19 protein-coding genes are annotated in these 15,192 nt (G+C 34.6%); 12 read left to right on the top strand and 7 right to left on the bottom strand.

Going from position 1 to position 15,192, the window contains the following annotated elements; genetic code table 11:
* Nucleotides 1–212: 212 nt before the first annotated feature.
* Both JJJ02_RS03285 and JJJ02_RS03280 read right to left on the bottom strand, forming a co-directional pair.
* Nucleotides 213–611: a hypothetical protein gene (locus tag JJJ02_RS03285; RefSeq protein ID WP_239241960.1), complete on the bottom strand. Its 399-nt coding sequence runs from the start codon at nucleotides 609–611 to the stop codon at nucleotides 213–215.
* 105 nt (nucleotides 612–716) lie between these two features.
* Nucleotides 717–1,658: a DMT family transporter gene (locus JJJ02_RS03280; RefSeq protein ID WP_240837329.1), complete on the bottom strand. Its 942-nt coding sequence runs from the start codon at nucleotides 1,656–1,658 to the stop codon at nucleotides 717–719.
* 162 nt (nucleotides 1,659–1,820) lie between these two features.
* Here JJJ02_RS03280 and JJJ02_RS03275 point away from each other — a divergent pair, with 162 nt between their 5' ends.
* Both JJJ02_RS03275 and JJJ02_RS03270 read left to right on the top strand, forming a co-directional pair.
* Nucleotides 1,821–2,384 (top strand): winged helix-turn-helix domain-containing protein, encoded by a 564-nt coding sequence (locus tag JJJ02_RS03275; protein WP_099578795.1) that lies wholly within the window; start codon nucleotides 1,821–1,823, stop codon nucleotides 2,382–2,384.
* Between the two features lie 117 nt (nucleotides 2,385–2,501).
* Nucleotides 2,502–3,686 carry an MFS transporter gene (locus JJJ02_RS03270; protein ID WP_240837327.1) on the top strand — a complete coding sequence of 395 codons (1,185 nt, stop codon included), beginning with the start codon at nucleotides 2,502–2,504 and terminating at the stop codon, nucleotides 3,684–3,686.
* A 7-nt stretch (nucleotides 3,687–3,693) separates the two neighbouring features.
* Here the strand turns inward: JJJ02_RS03270 and JJJ02_RS03265 are convergent, their stop codons facing one another.
* From JJJ02_RS03265 to JJJ02_RS03245, 5 genes are all read right to left on the bottom strand, one after another.
* Entirely contained in the window at nucleotides 3,694–4,932 is a 1,239-nt protein-coding gene (locus JJJ02_RS03265) for an acetylornithine deacetylase (RefSeq protein WP_240837325.1), read from the bottom strand.
* Between the two features lie 87 nt (nucleotides 4,933–5,019).
* The gene (locus tag JJJ02_RS03260; RefSeq protein ID WP_111717324.1) at nucleotides 5,020–5,286 is read right to left on the bottom strand and encodes a zinc ribbon domain-containing protein; all 267 of its coding nucleotides are present in this window, start codon (nucleotides 5,284–5,286) and stop codon (nucleotides 5,020–5,022) included.
* 11 nt (nucleotides 5,287–5,297) lie between these two features.
* Nucleotides 5,298–5,669, bottom strand: coding sequence for a VOC family protein (locus tag JJJ02_RS03255; protein ID WP_240837323.1), 372 nt, complete (start codon nucleotides 5,667–5,669; stop codon nucleotides 5,298–5,300).
* 13 nt (nucleotides 5,670–5,682) lie between these two features.
* A complete protein-coding gene (locus tag JJJ02_RS03250) occupies nucleotides 5,683–6,063 on the bottom strand; it encodes a DUF1761 domain-containing protein (RefSeq protein ID WP_111717327.1) in 381 nt (126 codons plus the stop codon).
* Nucleotides 6,063–6,521: an SRPBCC family protein gene (locus JJJ02_RS03245; protein ID WP_239241956.1), complete on the bottom strand. Its 459-nt coding sequence runs from the start codon at nucleotides 6,519–6,521 to the stop codon at nucleotides 6,063–6,065. The genes JJJ02_RS03250 and JJJ02_RS03245 overlap by 1 nt, the downstream gene beginning before the upstream one ends.
* An 87-nt stretch (nucleotides 6,522–6,608) precedes the next feature.
* Here JJJ02_RS03245 and JJJ02_RS03240 point away from each other — a divergent pair, with 87 nt between their 5' ends.
* The 10 genes from JJJ02_RS03240 to JJJ02_RS03195 all read left to right on the top strand — a co-directional run bounded on the left by JJJ02_RS03240 (nucleotide 6,609) and on the right by JJJ02_RS03195 (nucleotide 15,192).
* Nucleotides 6,609–7,265 (top strand): Type 1 glutamine amidotransferase-like domain-containing protein, encoded by a 657-nt coding sequence (locus JJJ02_RS03240; RefSeq protein WP_239241955.1) that lies wholly within the window; start codon nucleotides 6,609–6,611, stop codon nucleotides 7,263–7,265.
* 86 nt (nucleotides 7,266–7,351) lie between these two features.
* The gene (locus tag JJJ02_RS03235) at nucleotides 7,352–7,789 is read left to right on the top strand and encodes a VOC family protein (RefSeq protein ID WP_239241954.1); all 438 of its coding nucleotides are present in this window, start codon (nucleotides 7,352–7,354) and stop codon (nucleotides 7,787–7,789) included.
* 343 nt (nucleotides 7,790–8,132) lie between these two features.
* Nucleotides 8,133–9,008, top strand: coding sequence for an ABC transporter ATP-binding protein (locus tag JJJ02_RS03230; protein WP_239241953.1), 876 nt, complete (start codon nucleotides 8,133–8,135; stop codon nucleotides 9,006–9,008).
* Nucleotides 8,995–9,732: an ABC transporter permease gene (locus tag JJJ02_RS03225; protein WP_239241952.1), complete on the top strand. Its 738-nt coding sequence runs from the start codon at nucleotides 8,995–8,997 to the stop codon at nucleotides 9,730–9,732. The genes JJJ02_RS03230 and JJJ02_RS03225 overlap by 14 nt, the downstream gene beginning before the upstream one ends.
* Nucleotides 9,733–10,803, top strand: a complete 1,071-nt coding sequence (locus JJJ02_RS03220; protein ID WP_239241951.1) for a sensor histidine kinase — start codon at nucleotides 9,733–9,735, stop codon at nucleotides 10,801–10,803.
* Nucleotides 10,800–11,396, top strand: coding sequence for a response regulator transcription factor (locus JJJ02_RS03215; RefSeq protein ID WP_111717339.1), 597 nt, complete (start codon nucleotides 10,800–10,802; stop codon nucleotides 11,394–11,396). Before JJJ02_RS03220 ends, JJJ02_RS03215 begins: the two co-directional genes overlap by 4 nt.
* A 114-nt stretch (nucleotides 11,397–11,510) precedes the next feature.
* Complete coding sequence (locus JJJ02_RS03210) at nucleotides 11,511–11,819, top strand: ArsR/SmtB family transcription factor (protein WP_096077374.1); 309 nt, start codon at nucleotides 11,511–11,513, stop codon at nucleotides 11,817–11,819.
* A 2-nt stretch (nucleotides 11,820–11,821) separates the two neighbouring features.
* A complete protein-coding gene (arsD, locus tag JJJ02_RS03205) occupies nucleotides 11,822–12,169 on the top strand; it encodes an arsenite efflux transporter metallochaperone ArsD (RefSeq protein WP_239241950.1) in 348 nt (115 codons plus the stop codon).
* A 12-nt stretch (nucleotides 12,170–12,181) separates the two neighbouring features.
* Nucleotides 12,182–13,900: an arsenical pump-driving ATPase gene (arsA, locus tag JJJ02_RS03200; RefSeq protein ID WP_239241949.1), complete on the top strand. Its 1,719-nt coding sequence runs from the start codon at nucleotides 12,182–12,184 to the stop codon at nucleotides 13,898–13,900.
* Entirely contained in the window at nucleotides 13,900–15,192 is a 1,293-nt protein-coding gene (locus JJJ02_RS03195; protein WP_308192406.1) for an arsenic transporter, read from the top strand. Before arsA ends, JJJ02_RS03195 begins: the two co-directional genes overlap by 1 nt.

Below are 15,192 nucleotides of genomic sequence, written 5' to 3'. Positions count from 1 at the left end.
TCACATATTACAAAAAGTGTTGTCTTACATTATTACTCTTTGTAATGATGTGAAGAGCCTTAATTTCTTGCATATGTACGATAATATTTGAATTTATTATATAATGATTCATCACAATTGTCTAGTATTTATAGTCACTTTAATACAATATGAGTAAAATAAGAATTTATTTTACGTGTATTGAGGCATATATTAGGAGAATTGAAATAGTCTTATTGTACCAGGTGGTGCTGTAAATATTCGATAAATTGAATGAAACCATGTTTCTCAACAGTCATATCGTATGCATTATCAGTGCGGTGAGAAGAATCATGATTTTCTAATAAAGCTTTTAAGTGAATCGTAATATCGATAGTCGTTTCATGAATATTCTTGATATCGATATATAATGATGGTTCTACAAAATGATATTTACCTGTGTTCAATGATTGAAGGTGACTGAGTATAATCAGATCTTCTTCATATAATATATGTTTAAATAGTAAGTTACGATGCCCATTAATAAAAGCAATTTCAAATTTCACTACTTTTGGATCATGTTCAATACTGTATACTTTATAGATCATTGATGTACTATTGTTGATATCCATTAAAGGAAGCGTGTTATTCATCATGATCACCTCGATACAATTATAGCAAAATATGTAATATAAATGAAAATGATAAATAGTAATCACGACGTTAAATGAAATTTCCTAAATACAAAGAAGATATATTTAAAATAACCTGATCATCACTACAGCACATACTAACAATCCTAAGCCTAACATTTGAACACGTGTAATTGGGACTTTTTTGGCACCAATTAAACCGAACATATCAATGATAATGCTGCATAAAATTTGCCCGAATAAACAAATGACGACTACTAATCCAGTACCTATTATAGGGACGAGATATGCCATAAGTAAGACAAAGAAAGCACCGATAATCCCACCGCACCAGATCCATATAGGCTTATCTTTGCCAAATGCCAAATTAAAATTGCTTAAATTCTTATTCACAAAAGTTACAACAATAAATAACATCAAAGTTCCTACTAAAAATGAAATAAACGCAGCGTGAACAGCTGAGTGGAGTAAGCTGCCTAAATGCCCATTAATTGCAGATTGACTGGCCATAAGCATCCCTCCAATAACGCCTAACAACTGAAAAGGTAATTTATTGCTGCTGCTACCTTGAATATGGATGGCCTGTCGTTTCTTTCTCAGGTAATCTGGTAATACGATTACACACAATACACCGAGTAATAAAATAACAATTCCGATGAATCGCAAAATGGTGAAACTTTTCTCGGGTGAATAAAATAATCCAAAATGATCAATAAGCATACTCATAATAATTTGCCCCATAATTGGAAGTACCACTGTTTGCACGCCACCTAGTTTCGGAAAAAGTAAAATGTTTGTCGTAAGACCGATAAGACCGAAAATACCACCTAGCCAGATCCATAACGGATTGTTGAAGAAAATTGATGGTGCGATTAAAACACTATGTTTAGTCGCGAGTGTCATGATGAATAAAAAAATTGTTCCCACTAAAAAAGAAATAAATGATGCTACAAATGGTGATAAAACATATGTGCGTAACCTAGAATTAACTGCAGTTTGCACAGGAATCATCAGCCCAATAACAAAGGCAAGCAATATATATAACATAACAACACTCCTAAAATATAATAAAATAATCATACACGATTTGAGAGTGAATTTCATAAAATAGATACAAATATTTTGACAATGTAGAATATAAGGTTGTTAAATATTATTTTTATTTTTATGTTAAAATTATTTTAAACGATAAAAACTGTAGGTGAGGAAATGGGAAATGAATTACTGAAAATATTAATTGATGAAAAAGCAAATCAAATCATTCAGCTGACACGGGATAAAGCGATGACAACGAAAGAGATTGCAAAAGCTTTAGATGTTAAGACATCAAATCTGTATTATCCTATTAAGAAACTGATGGAAGTTGAAGCGTTAAAAATAGTTGAAGAAAGACAAATCAAGAATATGACTGAATATTATTATTCAAGTGAACACTTAAATAAATCACCAATTAATTTTGATTTTCCAGCAATAAAAGAAAACTTCGATACTATACTAGCGTTTTACACATTAGAAGTTCAAAAAGTATTCGATGCACTCAAACGAGATGCTGATGAGTATGGTAAATTGACTGATGAAGAATTAAAGAAGATTGAGACACCTAACAGTGCTCAAATGTCTAATTTAGAAGTGCAATTACCATATGAACAATGGATGGAATTAATGAACGAAATGAGAGCTTTAAGTCAAAAGTATGAAGAAAAGTATAAAGATTTAGATCATAAAAATGTGTATCAAATTCAACTGTCATCATATAAAGATGAAACTGAGTAGAGTAGCATAAGCTGCTCTATTTTTTTGTTTAGTAAAATAGTCTGATAATTTTCATTGACTTATTTATTTTTATCAGTAAAATATATTTTAACGATAAAAAATAATAGGGGTGATGATATGTCGGACAAAAATTATCTTTTAACGGGAAGGCTCATTTCAGCGTTAGGTGATTCAATTTATTCAGTGGCAATTATGTGGTATATCTTTGATGTGACAAAAGATGCTTTTATTACGAGTGTCACTTCAGCAATTATCTTTACACCAGGTATTCTTTCTGCTTTTGCTGGCCCGGTAATTGATCACTTCAATCGCAAGAAGATGATGCTAATCGCACAAATCATGCAACTATTTATTATGATCTTTATTGCAGTGATGTTCTATTTGAATCTTATGCCTATAAGTGTATTATTATTTAGTCTGTTTATCTTAGGATTAATAGAAGTAGTAGAAGGTAATGCGGAAAGTGCATTGTCTCCTTTGGTGATGGAAGAAGATGAACTTATTGGATATAACAGTTTTGTAAGTACAGGTTCAACGATAATAGGTGTCATTGCAAAATTAATAACAGTTTGGCTAGTCATGAAAGCTGGTATAGAAAGTGTTTATTTTCTAAATGCAGCGACCTTCTTCCTAGCTGTGCTATTCTTCTCCAAGATAAAATACAGCCATATTGATAACGGCGTATTTAATACTGAAATTTACAGAACTTCTATAACTGATGGATGGAAATATTTCGTGGGTAATAAGTTGTTTTTATTTACCTTACCTGCTATGATCGCAAACTTTACAGGTAGTATGACCAATGCGATATTGCCGGCATTTACTTATAGTAGAGGTGGAGATTATGCATATGGCTATTATTTAACGGCGAGTGTTGTCTTCGCTTTGATAGGTTCTTTGATTACTCCTAAATTTAAAGATGTAGATATTAACAAGATATTAATGATTTCTCCATTGATATCTGGTGTATGTATGGTACTTACAGCTATCGTTCCAAATTATTATGCTTCAATTTTCTTTTATGGTTTAATGACGTTACCAATTATGGTGCTAAATATCAGTATGTTTACTTATATTCAGAAGATGGTTGATAACAAAGTGTTAGCACGTGTAGGCACTATAATGAATGCACTATGTATGGTAGCGATGCCTGTTGGATCATTGCTTGGAGGCGTTGTGGCAAAACAATTTGGTGTAGATGTGCCAATTTATATTTCAGGCATTGGATTTATGAGTTTGACAGTAGTGTTTCTGCTGTTACAGCGTAAAGGTGGAAAGATTGATATACAAAAAACCGTCTAAGTTATACTCAGACGGTCTTTGCTTTTGGTGACTCATACCATTCTTTTAGGAATGCGTATAATACTTGAGAGAATCGTTCTAACTCTGTTGCACTAATTCTTTCGTCCACACTATGTGCTTCAGATAATTGTCCTGGCCCATAAAGGATCGTCGGTATACCGAAGTCTGCTAACCATCCACCATCTGTAACAGTTGAGCTCATTTCGTGTTTTAGAGGTGTATTGAATACTGATTGATGAGATGTCGCTAGCAGTTCGAATCCTGGATGGTTTATAGGTACTGTAAAACTTGGGAAGATTTCACCTTTATCTTCAATCATTGAAGTGCCGCCCCACTCAAAAGAAAGCGGATTTTCTCTTAACCATATATCAGCATCGGCTACTTTATTTAAATAATCTTCTATTTCTTTCGTAATATCATGATAATTTTCTTCAGGTAAATAATGAACCGTAATCCAGAGTTTACATTCATCTGCAATAAAGGCTGGATGTCTGCCACCTTCAATGACAGCTGGATTAATCGTATTTGCACCTGCAGGCATTCCAGGACTTGATTTCATTACTGCCCAGTGCTGTTCAAGTTCTCTTAAAGCGGTGATCACTTTCATCATTTTTTCGATTGCACTGGCCCCAAACAAACCACCGCCTGCATGGATGGTATTCATTCTGGCGCCATCGTGGATGGTATTATTGCTTTTAACAGTAATCCATCCTGTAATAACGCCACCTTGACCTTGTGCTACACAGTCACTTGTGTCTAATACCAGTGCTAAATCAGCTTTAGGAGAATGTTCGCAGGCAGTTTTTGTCCCGGCTTCTCCAACTTCTTCACCGACGACTGAATGAACAATAATATCTCCTTTAGGCTGAATGTTTTCGTGTGATAGTCTTTCCAATACATAAAATAATGCACTCATGCCACCTTTCATATCACTGACACCTCGCCCATATAACCAGTCATCAACTTGAGTGAGCTGAAATGGCGGATATGTCCATTCATCTTCGCTTACTTCAGCAACATCTACATGTCCGTTTAATATTAATTTTGGAGCATTTGCATCCGTACCTTTTAGTGTCGCTACGATTACAGAATCATTTTTATACAGTGGAATTCTTTCGATTTGAAAGTTAAGATTTTTTAGTAGCTGTTCAATTTCATTTTGTAATGGGTCTGTATTCCTTGCCGGAGGACTTTCAGTATTATAACTGATTAATAAATCGAGTATGTCGTAAAGTCGGTTGTTCAAATCAATCACTCCTTCATCATGTTGATTTAAGTATAACAACGAATAGGATGAATTTGGAAATGAAAAGGGGATGTCCGAAGACATCCCTTATTTCCATCGTTCTAATTTCTTCAATTGCATCGGATAGAAAGCTTTCATCATAAATTTAGCAACTGGATTCCCTTTGCCATTTGAAATACCTTGCTTACCGCGTTCAAGCATTTCTTCCATCGTAATATTAGGATCAATATACTTACCGTCTTTGTAACAATAATTACAATACTTAGAGCTTAAGCTCCCATCAACTTCTGTACCACGAACATCTTCACCGTGCAGATTAAGTGGCATACCACAACTTTGACAAAATTTCTCCATATGAACGCTCCTTATACATGTTGATCAAATAATAATGTATTACCGTCTAAATCTTTTACCATAAAATATCCTGGGCCAGATTCGTTCTCAGCTGTTAACGGTGTGATGCAATCATAACCTGCTGCCTCTAATTTAGCTGCGATTTCACGTACATCTGTACCAGCAATTTCCTGACCTTTCTCATTCCATTTCGGATTAAACGTCATCATAAACTCTTCAAACATTCCTTGAAATAATCCGATACGTGCTGCACCATTACTTAACACAACCCAGTTTTGCGTAATGTCGCCACTGACTTGTTCAAAGCCTAATGTTTGATAAAATTTAAGTGATGCATGAATATCCTTTACCGGTAAACTTACTGAAAAATTGCCTAATTCCATCAATCTTCACTCCTTATCCAAAATAGTATGCTGCTAACGTCATGATCATAATACAAATCAGTTTGTAACTTTCATTAATTGCGATTAATTTAAAGGATTTCATTTCAAAGAAATAGTTTTTAAGAGCTGAAAAGATAGAAATAATTGCAATCGTAAATCCAGCACAGAAAATATTTAAATCTGTGTGCGACAATATGAAAAAGATGAGTAGTGATACAAGAATTTCTACTACAAAACCTGTAATCATTTGAGGTGTACCACTACCTGCTGCTTTGATTTGTTCATCTGAAATACCGACTTCTCGTTGCCATAACTTACCGAATAATACGGTATACCAAAGTGCGCCTACCATAAAGGCTAATGCTCCGGCAATAATTGCTGCTAATATACTCATTAATTGTTCTCCTTCATTGCTTCTACTTTTACGCGCTGCATAAAATCATCAACAACTTTTTGATTTTGTTTTTTTGGCATTAATTTAAGCATCGCTTTTCCAGCAAAGTTGACTCCTTTATTCGAACCGCTGTAAATGAAGCGCGTTTCGTGCTCTGAAATCTTTTCTAATACATAATCTGCTTCAATATCAAACATCTTAGCAAGTTGAAATCCAGATTTGTTGTGTTTGCGGGTCGGTGTATCTTCATGTTCTAAATCCGTCACGATGTACTTCATTACCTTGTTGCCTTCTTTGTACGATTGTTCATACGTAGAACCCACAACACCCGGTTTCTTTTCTAATACTTTCATTTCAACAATTTGAGGCATAATGCGTTGAATGTTTTCTAAATCAAATAATGACCATACTTTTTCGATATTTACAGGTATTATCATTTCTTCTTCCCAAGTAATCATATGTACCTCCATTTCATGTGTTCAATTTAATCTTATACGATATTGTTCTAATTAGCGAAAGAAAAGTAGCGCATTACATGGGTTAGAATGGTTAAGATAGTTAATTGTGATAAAATAATAAGAAATGAATTAAGAGGTGATAGCTTGGTTGTACTTGTTTCCGGTGGTGGATCAAAAGAAAGCAATGTTGTTGTGAATCAGTATTTTGCTGATTTAATTAATAATGGAGCGGTTCTATACATCCCAAATGCGGGTGATGAATCAATTAGGAGTTACCAAGACAGCTATGCCTATGTTAAAGATATGTTTAATAGTATAGGAATTCGTAAAGTTGATTTGTGTACAAATTTGAATAACATCTCCCTAGAAATGCTTAATCAATATGAAGCAATTTATATCAGTGGTGGTTCTATTTCAAAGTTAGTTGGTGAAATCAGATCTGCAGGCATAGTAGAATTAATTGCTTGGTATGAGAAAGAAAAAGTAATTTATGGACAAAGTGGCGGTGGTATATCACTTGGAAAAGACGTTTCGTATTTTGAAGAGGCGCGTGATACGAAACCTTTGGGTTTAATTGATTGTGCAATTACTTGTCACTATAAAGATGAATATTATGATCATGTTTTAAATGGAACTAGAATGAATACATATTGTATTCGAGATAATGAAGCCGTGTTATTTGATGGTGATAATGTTGAGTATATTAATGGAGAAGTTCTTTACATAGATAGAAATAATAATTAACATCACATTTTATATATTCTATGTATCCTGGTATACTTAAAGTGTATTTTGAGTTGTGCAAAATTTAAATAAAAGGGGATGGCAATATGATTAAAGCAGTGCCGTATTTCATTTTCCACAATACTTTAGAGGTGCTAGATTTTTACGAACAACATTTAGGCGCAAAGATTATTAGCAAAACTTTAGGTGATGACGAAATGTTCAAAGACATGCCAGACGAATTCAAAATGCCTGATGACGTTGCAAAGCAATTCGTAATGAATGCCGAGTTTGAGATTTTCGCCGAACGTTTTATGGTGAGTGATACTTGGGGTCAAAAAGAAGTGAGTAATGAAGGGACTTCAGTTTGCTTCACATTTGATGGCAACAATGAAGAAGAGATTAAAGCTGCAACTGAATTTTACAACAAAGCTATTGCAGCGGGTTGTAAAGAAGAAATGCCTTTAGGACAAACAGAATGGTCTAAACTTTATGGTCATTTTAAGGATCCATTTGGTGTGACTTGGATGATTAATGCATTATAGTTACAAGTTTTCCTTCTCCGAATGGGGGGGGATTTTTTTTATCGGCCAATATTGTAGTGAATTTGAATATATGAGCAAAAATTGGCCGATAAATTGAGTTTATCGGCCAAATTTTGTTGGAAAGCAACCGAATCTTAAAATATTGGCCGACAAAATACCGGCAATGAAATCATAAAAATGGGCGAAATTCGAAAATGATTGCCGGTAAATCGAAAATACCGGCAAATAACATGAGTAAACTCATCCTTTCCCTTTATGACAAATGTCATATTAATCTCATGACGTATGTGAATTATCTTCTTAACTACATTTCTGTTTAATAAAGGTAAGGAGGGTGATTCCCATGATTACAATTACAAACTTAAATAAAGATATTGGTAAGAAACATATTCTAAAAGATATAAACTTAACGATTAACAAAGGTGATGCAGTAGCGCTTGTAGGTCCTAATGGTGCTGGGAAATCAACATTGATTGATTGTATGTTAGGTAATAAAAAAATGACTTCAGGTAATATTGAGGGTCAGGCTTTGATATTGGATCATTATAAGTCGAGTGTTTTATATCAACATACTTATTTTACTCCGAACATGAAAGTGAAACAGATTATTGAGTTTTTCCAAAACTTATATCCAAACGCTTTAACGATTGGAGAAATCAAAACAATCACCCAATTTGACGATACGGTGCTAAACACTGAAGCGGATAAAGTTTCTGGCGGTCAAAAACGTATTTTAGATGTTGCGTTGACTTTGATGGGGCGTCCTGAATTTATCATTCTAGATGAACCTACTGTTGGTATGGATACTTCTACACGTAAACGTTTTTATGAATTAATTAAAGAACTGAAGGTAGAAGGTAAGACAATTTTTTTTACTTCACATTATATAGAGGAAGTTGAAAGTTTATCTGACCGTATTGTCGTACTGCATCAAGGAGAAATAGTACGTGATTCAACACCTCGTGCACTGCGTGAGGAATCAACGCAGAAACAAATTGTATTACCTAGGAAATATGAAGCGGAAACAATGGATTTAAAGGATATTTCATCTACAAAAGTCGACGGTGAATACATTATCATTCACACAGCAAAAGTTGATGCTGTGGTTCAAGTATTGTTGAATCATCATATTAGTTTCGAACATGTAGAAATTACGAATGAGTCATTGCTTGACCGAGTATTTAAAGTTGTGGAGGAGGAACGTCATGAAACAGTTTAAAGCGATGTTAAAGTACGAGATGATTGATATGAGCCAGCGTAAAAGTGTGTTTATCATGTCAGTCTTGCTACCTGTTGTATTCTTTTTAGTGTTTGCTGCTTTAATGAAGACGCCAAAGCCTGAGCAAATGACATTTTATATCCGTGATTATATGCTTTCAATGACGACGTTTAGTTTAACAAGTTTTGCGATATTCACTTTCCCAGTTGAAATGATTAACGATAAGAATAATGGGTGGAGCCGTTCATTATTTAGAACGCCATTGAACCCTATCATTTATTATTTATGTAAGGTCATAAAGATTGTCATCATGTTTATGATTTCAATTGTCATTGTATTTTTAGTTGGCCATTTTGTAAAAGACGTGAATATGAGCGCACTAGAATGGATCATCAGTTTCTTTGGATTACTGTTTGGCGGAACTATCTTCTTAACACTTGGTATTCTATTATCTCAATTTAAAGATGCGCAAAAAGTCAGTACACTCGGTAATATTTTATATCTTGGTTTAGCAATGTTGGGTGGTTTATGGTTTCCAGTCGTGACATTCCCAGAATGGTTACAACCAATCGCGAAACTAACACCAACGTATAACTTTAAAAATATCGCAGCAGGACAATTTGAAGAAAGTTATCCATGGGAATCGATTGGGATTTTACTTATCTATGCTGTCATCTTTATAATGATAAGTGTATGGATGAGAAGGAGATCGGAAGTGATTTAATTGAAATGGAAACACATCAATTTGATGCAATACGGCACATCATTGATATTTTTAATTTTTCCTATAACGAGTATGTTGCAAACAGCATCACTTGAATGGAAATTGATGAAGCTATTATTTATTGTTCTGTATTTAATATCAGTCATCTACATGATGAATAGTAATAAGAATAAAAAGATATTCATTGCGTTTTGTATTGTGATATTAAGTATCACGATATTTATTCATTTTTGTAATCCTGGTAATATTTTATTCTATCTATTTCCGATTTCATATGTTCCTTATGCCTTAGGAAAGAATATAAATTCTTTATACGGTAGAATAACGCTGATTACTTTGTTGTTAAATTACGCTGTATTATTTATTCAAAGTCCTTCATATGGCATCGACTTATCACCGCATGTATTATTCATTATCATGATGATGTTCTCTATGGATTACTTCGCAGAGCAATCACGCAAGCAATATGAGATGAACATTAAGAATGAAAAGCTTGCGTTGCTTTCTACACAAATTGAACGTAATCGTATTTCTCAGGATTTACATGACTCACTCGGGCAGGTATTTAGTACGCTTGCTGTCAAATCTGAACTTGCGGTGAAATTGATCGATAAATATCCTGATATGGCGAAAGAGGAGTTACAGGAAATTCATTCACTATCACAGGAATCATTATATAAAGTAAGGTCAATCATTGAAGATATTAAATCGACTACAATTGAGGATGAAGTAACACAAGTTGAGAAAATATTGAATGATGCAAATATTGAAATTGAGAGAAAGGTTCATTACGAGTCTGTTAATGAAATTCAGCAGCATGAAATTAGTATGCTGATTAAAGAACTGATTAATAATGTTATCAAACATAGTGAGGCAACGAAAGTTCAACTTCTTATTGATCAAGTTGATAACATATTAAATTTATCATTGAGTGATAATGGTAAAGGATTATCAAATGGTATGAGTTTAAAAAGTATCGAAGCGCGAGCGCAGGCAATGGATGGTATCGTGAAAACGAAAAGCTTAAATCCAGGACTTGGCGTATATGTCACAGTAGAGGTGAAGTCATGAAATTACTACATGCAGAAGACCAAAGTATGTTACGTGAAGCAATGAAGAAACTGTTGGTGATTAGTGGTACGTTTGATGAAATTGTAAGTGTGTCGAACGGCGCAGAAGCAATCAATGCTATTGATGACTCATTTGATATTGCATTGCTTGATATTGAAATGCCTGAAAAGAGCGGATTAGAAGTGCTTGCATATATTCGAGAACACAAGTTAGATGTAAAAGTTATTATAGTCACAACATTTAAACGTCCTGGTTATTTTGGACGTGCTGTAAATTTAGATGTGGACGCATATGTATTAAAAGAACGCTCAGTAGATGAACTTACAGAGACGATTCATTCTGTCATGCAGGGGAAAAAAGAGTATAGTCCAGAACTTCTGCCTTTAATGCTCACTAAAAATCCATTAACTGATAAGGAGCAGGAGATATTAAAGTTAATAGGAGAAGGATTGACGAGTAAAGAAATCAGTCAAAAGTTATTTTTGAGTGATGGCACCGTCCGTAATTATACGAGCATTATTTTAGAAAAACTCGGAGCAGATAACAGAGTACTTGCATGGAAGATGGCAAAAGAATTGGGATTTATAGACTGAAGACTGTAAAAAATGCAGTCTTCTTTATTTTTAATTTAAATATAGACGATCATCTATATTCAATGTATACTATAAGTGGAATATAGACAATCATCTATATAAAGAGGTGAAACGATGGATTATGAATATTTGGCTAAGTTGTTGAAAGTATTATCAGATAAGAATCGTCTGGAAATTGTGGATTTACTGAGCTGTGGTCCGTTATGTGCATGTGATATTTTAGAGCATTTTGAATTCTCGCAACCGACGTTATCGCATCATATGAAACAATTGAAACAAAGCGGTATCGTAACGAGTTGGAAAGAGGGTACGAACGTGATGTACGCTAACAACTTAGAAGTCATCGAACAAATCGTCAATTTACAAAATCAAATTTTTGTACCACATCAAAATTGTGTGTGCAAAACAAATGAGGAGTGTTAATTATGGTAGAAATTAAATTATTTGAACCAGCGATGTGTTGTTCTTCAGGTGTATGTGGCCCATCTCCTGATCAGGAACTGATTCGAGTGAATGGTGATATTGAAAAGATGAAACAAAATGGAATTAAAGTATTACGTTACAACTTAACGAGCGCGCCGAATGCTTTTGTGCGACATGAAGCAATCATGACATTAATCAAAGATAAAGGTGAAGCGATTATGCCGATTACGATGATTAACGACGAAGTTGTCAAAACAGGTAGTTATATGACAACAGATGAAGTATTAGATATTATCGTAGTTCATGATTTACAAAATAACTGTTGTGCCCCTGGGGGTAACTGCTGTTAGGAGTGAAGTATCATGCAAAAATTTAATCCAGATGCTATACCTTTAACAAAATATTTATTCTTTACGGGTAAGGGTGGTGTCGGTAAAACATCAATTTCGAGTGCGCTTGCTGTCCATTTAAGTGAACAAGGCAAGCGAGTGGCACTCGTTAGCACAGACCCTGCGAGTAATTTGCAGGATATATTCGAAATGGACTTAACGAGCGAATTAACTCAAGTGCCATCATTACAAAATTTATATGTAGCGAACTTCGAACCTATTGAAGCGGCTGAAAAATACAAACAATCTGTCATCAAACCATATATCGGAGTTCTTCCGGAGTTTGCGATAAAAAACATGGAAGAACAACTAAGTGGTTCATGTACTGTAGAAGTTGCAGCTTTCAATGAGTTTACTGGCTTTCTGGCAAATAGAGATTATGCAGAACAATTTGATCACATTATCTTTGATACAGCTCCGACAGGTCATACGTTAAGGATGCTCGAACTGCCTGATGCATGGTATTCATTTATTGAATCATCAACGCATGAAGCATCGTGTCTTGGTCAACTTTCTGGTTTATCGGACAACAAAAAAATATACTTAGAAGCAGTTAATAAATTGAAAGATGCCAGTTTAACAACGATGATGTTTGTTGCTCGTGGTGATCAGCACAGCATCCAGGAACTAATGCGTGCAATGGATGAACTACGCGATTTAAATATTACGAATGACATGGTTATTATTAATGGTGTCATCGAAAATCCAACGAGTAATCTTGCGCGTCAAAAAGCGAATAGAGAACAAACGGTTCTAAAACAATTTGAAGATTTTTTAACTCAAGTGCCGACCTATTATGTACCTATGAAACAGTTTAATATTTTCGGGATTGAGGCGATGAAACAAATGTTCACTGATGACACTTCAATCAACAATCATGAAAGTGTTGTTTTAGATAAAGGGCATTCAATAGATGAACTCGTTAACAAAATGATCAAGGATAATAAACGTTTCATCTTTACGATGGGTAAAGGTGGTGTAGGTAAGACAACAATTGCTAAAATAATCGCGAAACGCTTAGCTAGGCAGGATAAGTTTGTCTTATTGGCAACTACTGACCCGGCAAATATTTGGTATGATACTGAATCAAACGACCAAATTACAGTGAATTATATTGATGAAGTAGAGGCATTAAGTGACTATGAAGCAGAGGTGTTAGCTGCTGCAGAACATCTTTCTCAAGATCAAATTGATTATATTAAAGAAGACTTACGTAGTCCTTGTACTCAAGAAATAGCGTTTTTCAGAGCTTTTAGTGATTTTATCGCAGACAAATCACATGATATTGTTGTAATTGATACAGCGCCAACTGGACATACATTATTATTGCTAGATGCTTCACAAAGCTATCATAAAGAGATAGAACGAAATACAGATGTATTACCAAGTTCAGTATCATCATTATTGCCGAGTATAACGAACAACGATTTAACTGAAATGGTCATTGTGACACTCGCTGAACCTACGCCTATTAAAGAAGCAGAGCGTTTGAAAGTAGATTTAGAACGCGCCGGTATCAATCAGCGTATGTGGGTCGTAAATAATACAATCGCTACACAAGCAGATACGCACGATATGTTTAATAGTAAAATTCAGGAAGAACGTAAACAAATCAATAAACTAATAGCACATCAGCCGTTTGTAGCGATACAACCTTATGATGTCAATATAGATGAGGTAGCAGCATTATGATAACAGCCATTGCGATTGCAATATTCTTAATAACTTTAACATTGGTCATCTGGCAGCCGAAGAATCTTTCAATTGGATATTCTGCTGTAGGTGGCGCCATACTCGCACTTATTTTTGGTGTTGTGGATTTCAACGATGTCATTGATGTAACGAACATCGTTTGGAATGCGACATTTACATTTATCGCAGTGATATTAATCTCGCTCATACTAGATGAAATAGGTTTCTTTGAATGGGCAGCATTGCATATGACGCATCTAGCAAAAGGGAATACCTTTAAAATGTTTGTTTACGTATGCATATTAGGTGCCATCGTTGCAGCATTTTTCGCAAATGATGGTGCAGCTTTAATTCTTACACCGATCGTGCTGGCGATGGTGCGTAACTTAAACTTCAACGAAAAGATGGTCTTTCCTTTTATTATTGCGTCAGGATTTATCGCTGATACAACAAGTTTACCGTTAGTTGTAAGTAACCTTGTGAACATCGTATCAGCTGATTATTTTGATTTATCATTTATGGAATATGCGAAACATATGTTTCTACCGAACATATTCAGTTTAATTGCAAGTATCACAGTGCTCTGGTTATACTTTAAGCGTAATATACCAGCAACATATGATAAGGATACGTTACGTCAACCGAAGTCAGCGATTAAAGATATGAAATTATTTAAGATGTCGTGGATTGTACTGGCAATCTTATTAATTGGATATTTAGTGAGTGATTTTATTAACTTCCCGGTAAGTATTATTGCATCACTCATTGCATTTATATTTATTATATTCGCAAGACAAAGTCCAGCTGTGAACACAGGCAAAGTAATTAAAGGTGCACCGTGGGCAATCGTCTTCTTCTCAATCGGCATGTATGTTGTCGTATATGGACTAAAGAATGTAGGACTGACAAGTTTACTCGCAGGTGTAATCGATAATATTACACAAACGAATTTATTTGGTTCAATTATAGGTATGGGCTTCTTATCAGCAATACTCTCATCTATTATGAACAATATGCCTACCGTATTGATTGATTCAATTGCAATTAAACAAAGCCAGGCATCAGGGGTGCTTCAAGATGCTTTAGTATACGCTAACGTTATCGGATGTGATTTAGGACCTAAGATTACGCCTATCGGAAGCCTTGCAACGTTACTCTGGTTACACGTATTAAGTGGTAAAGGTGTAAAGATTTCTTGGGCAACGTATTTTAAAACAGGCATCGTCATTACAATTCCCGTATTGTTTGCGACGCTTGTAGGACTTTATATATCAATGAGAATATTTGGATAA

Origin of the sequence: Macrococcus sp. PK (genome assembly GCF_022501545.1) — a bacterium.
GTDB lineage: Bacteria > Bacillota > Bacilli > Staphylococcales > Staphylococcaceae > Macrococcoides > Macrococcoides epidermidis.
Note: the sequence above shows the minus strand (reverse complement) of the source record. Positions and strands in the feature narration are given on the sequence as shown.

Bases quoted from the DNA above. Each gene is read 5' to 3' on its own strand.
- JJJ02_RS03270 (WP_240837327.1), top strand. From the start codon at position 2,502: ATGTCGGACAAAAATTATCTTTTAACGGGAAGGCTCATTTCAGCGTTA.
- arsA (WP_239241949.1), top strand. From the start codon at position 12,182: ATGCAAAAATTTAATCCAGATGCTATACCTTTAACAAAATATTTATTC.
- JJJ02_RS03255 (WP_240837323.1), bottom strand. From the start codon at position 5,669: ATGGAATTAGGCAATTTTTCAGTAAGTTTACCGGTAAAGGATATTCAT.
- JJJ02_RS03260 (WP_111717324.1), bottom strand. From the start codon at position 5,286: ATGGAGAAATTTTGTCAAAGTTGTGGTATGCCACTTAATCTGCACGGT.
- JJJ02_RS03245 (WP_239241956.1), bottom strand. From the start codon at position 6,521: ATGATTACTTGGGAAGAAGAAATGATAATACCTGTAAATATCGAAAAA.
- JJJ02_RS03250 (WP_111717327.1), bottom strand. From the start codon at position 6,063: ATGAGTATATTAGCAGCAATTATTGCCGGAGCATTAGCCTTTATGGTA.
- JJJ02_RS03210 (WP_096077374.1), top strand. From the start codon at position 11,511: ATGGATTATGAATATTTGGCTAAGTTGTTGAAAGTATTATCAGATAAG.
- JJJ02_RS03275 (WP_099578795.1), top strand. From the start codon at position 1,821: ATGGGAAATGAATTACTGAAAATATTAATTGATGAAAAAGCAAATCAA.
- JJJ02_RS03215 (WP_111717339.1), top strand. From the start codon at position 10,800: ATGAAATTACTACATGCAGAAGACCAAAGTATGTTACGTGAAGCAATG.
- JJJ02_RS03230 (WP_239241953.1), top strand. From the start codon at position 8,133: ATGATTACAATTACAAACTTAAATAAAGATATTGGTAAGAAACATATT.
- JJJ02_RS03240 (WP_239241955.1), top strand. From the start codon at position 6,609: ATGGTTAAGATAGTTAATTGTGATAAAATAATAAGAAATGAATTAAGA.
- arsD (WP_239241950.1), top strand. From the start codon at position 11,822: ATGGTAGAAATTAAATTATTTGAACCAGCGATGTGTTGTTCTTCAGGT.
- JJJ02_RS03285 (WP_239241960.1), bottom strand. From the start codon at position 611: ATGAATAACACGCTTCCTTTAATGGATATCAACAATAGTACATCAATG.
- JJJ02_RS03280 (WP_240837329.1), bottom strand. From the start codon at position 1,658: ATGTTATATATATTGCTTGCCTTTGTTATTGGGCTGATGATTCCTGTG.
- JJJ02_RS03225 (WP_239241952.1), top strand. From the start codon at position 8,995: ATGAAACAGTTTAAAGCGATGTTAAAGTACGAGATGATTGATATGAGC.
- JJJ02_RS03235 (WP_239241954.1), top strand. From the start codon at position 7,352: ATGATTAAAGCAGTGCCGTATTTCATTTTCCACAATACTTTAGAGGTG.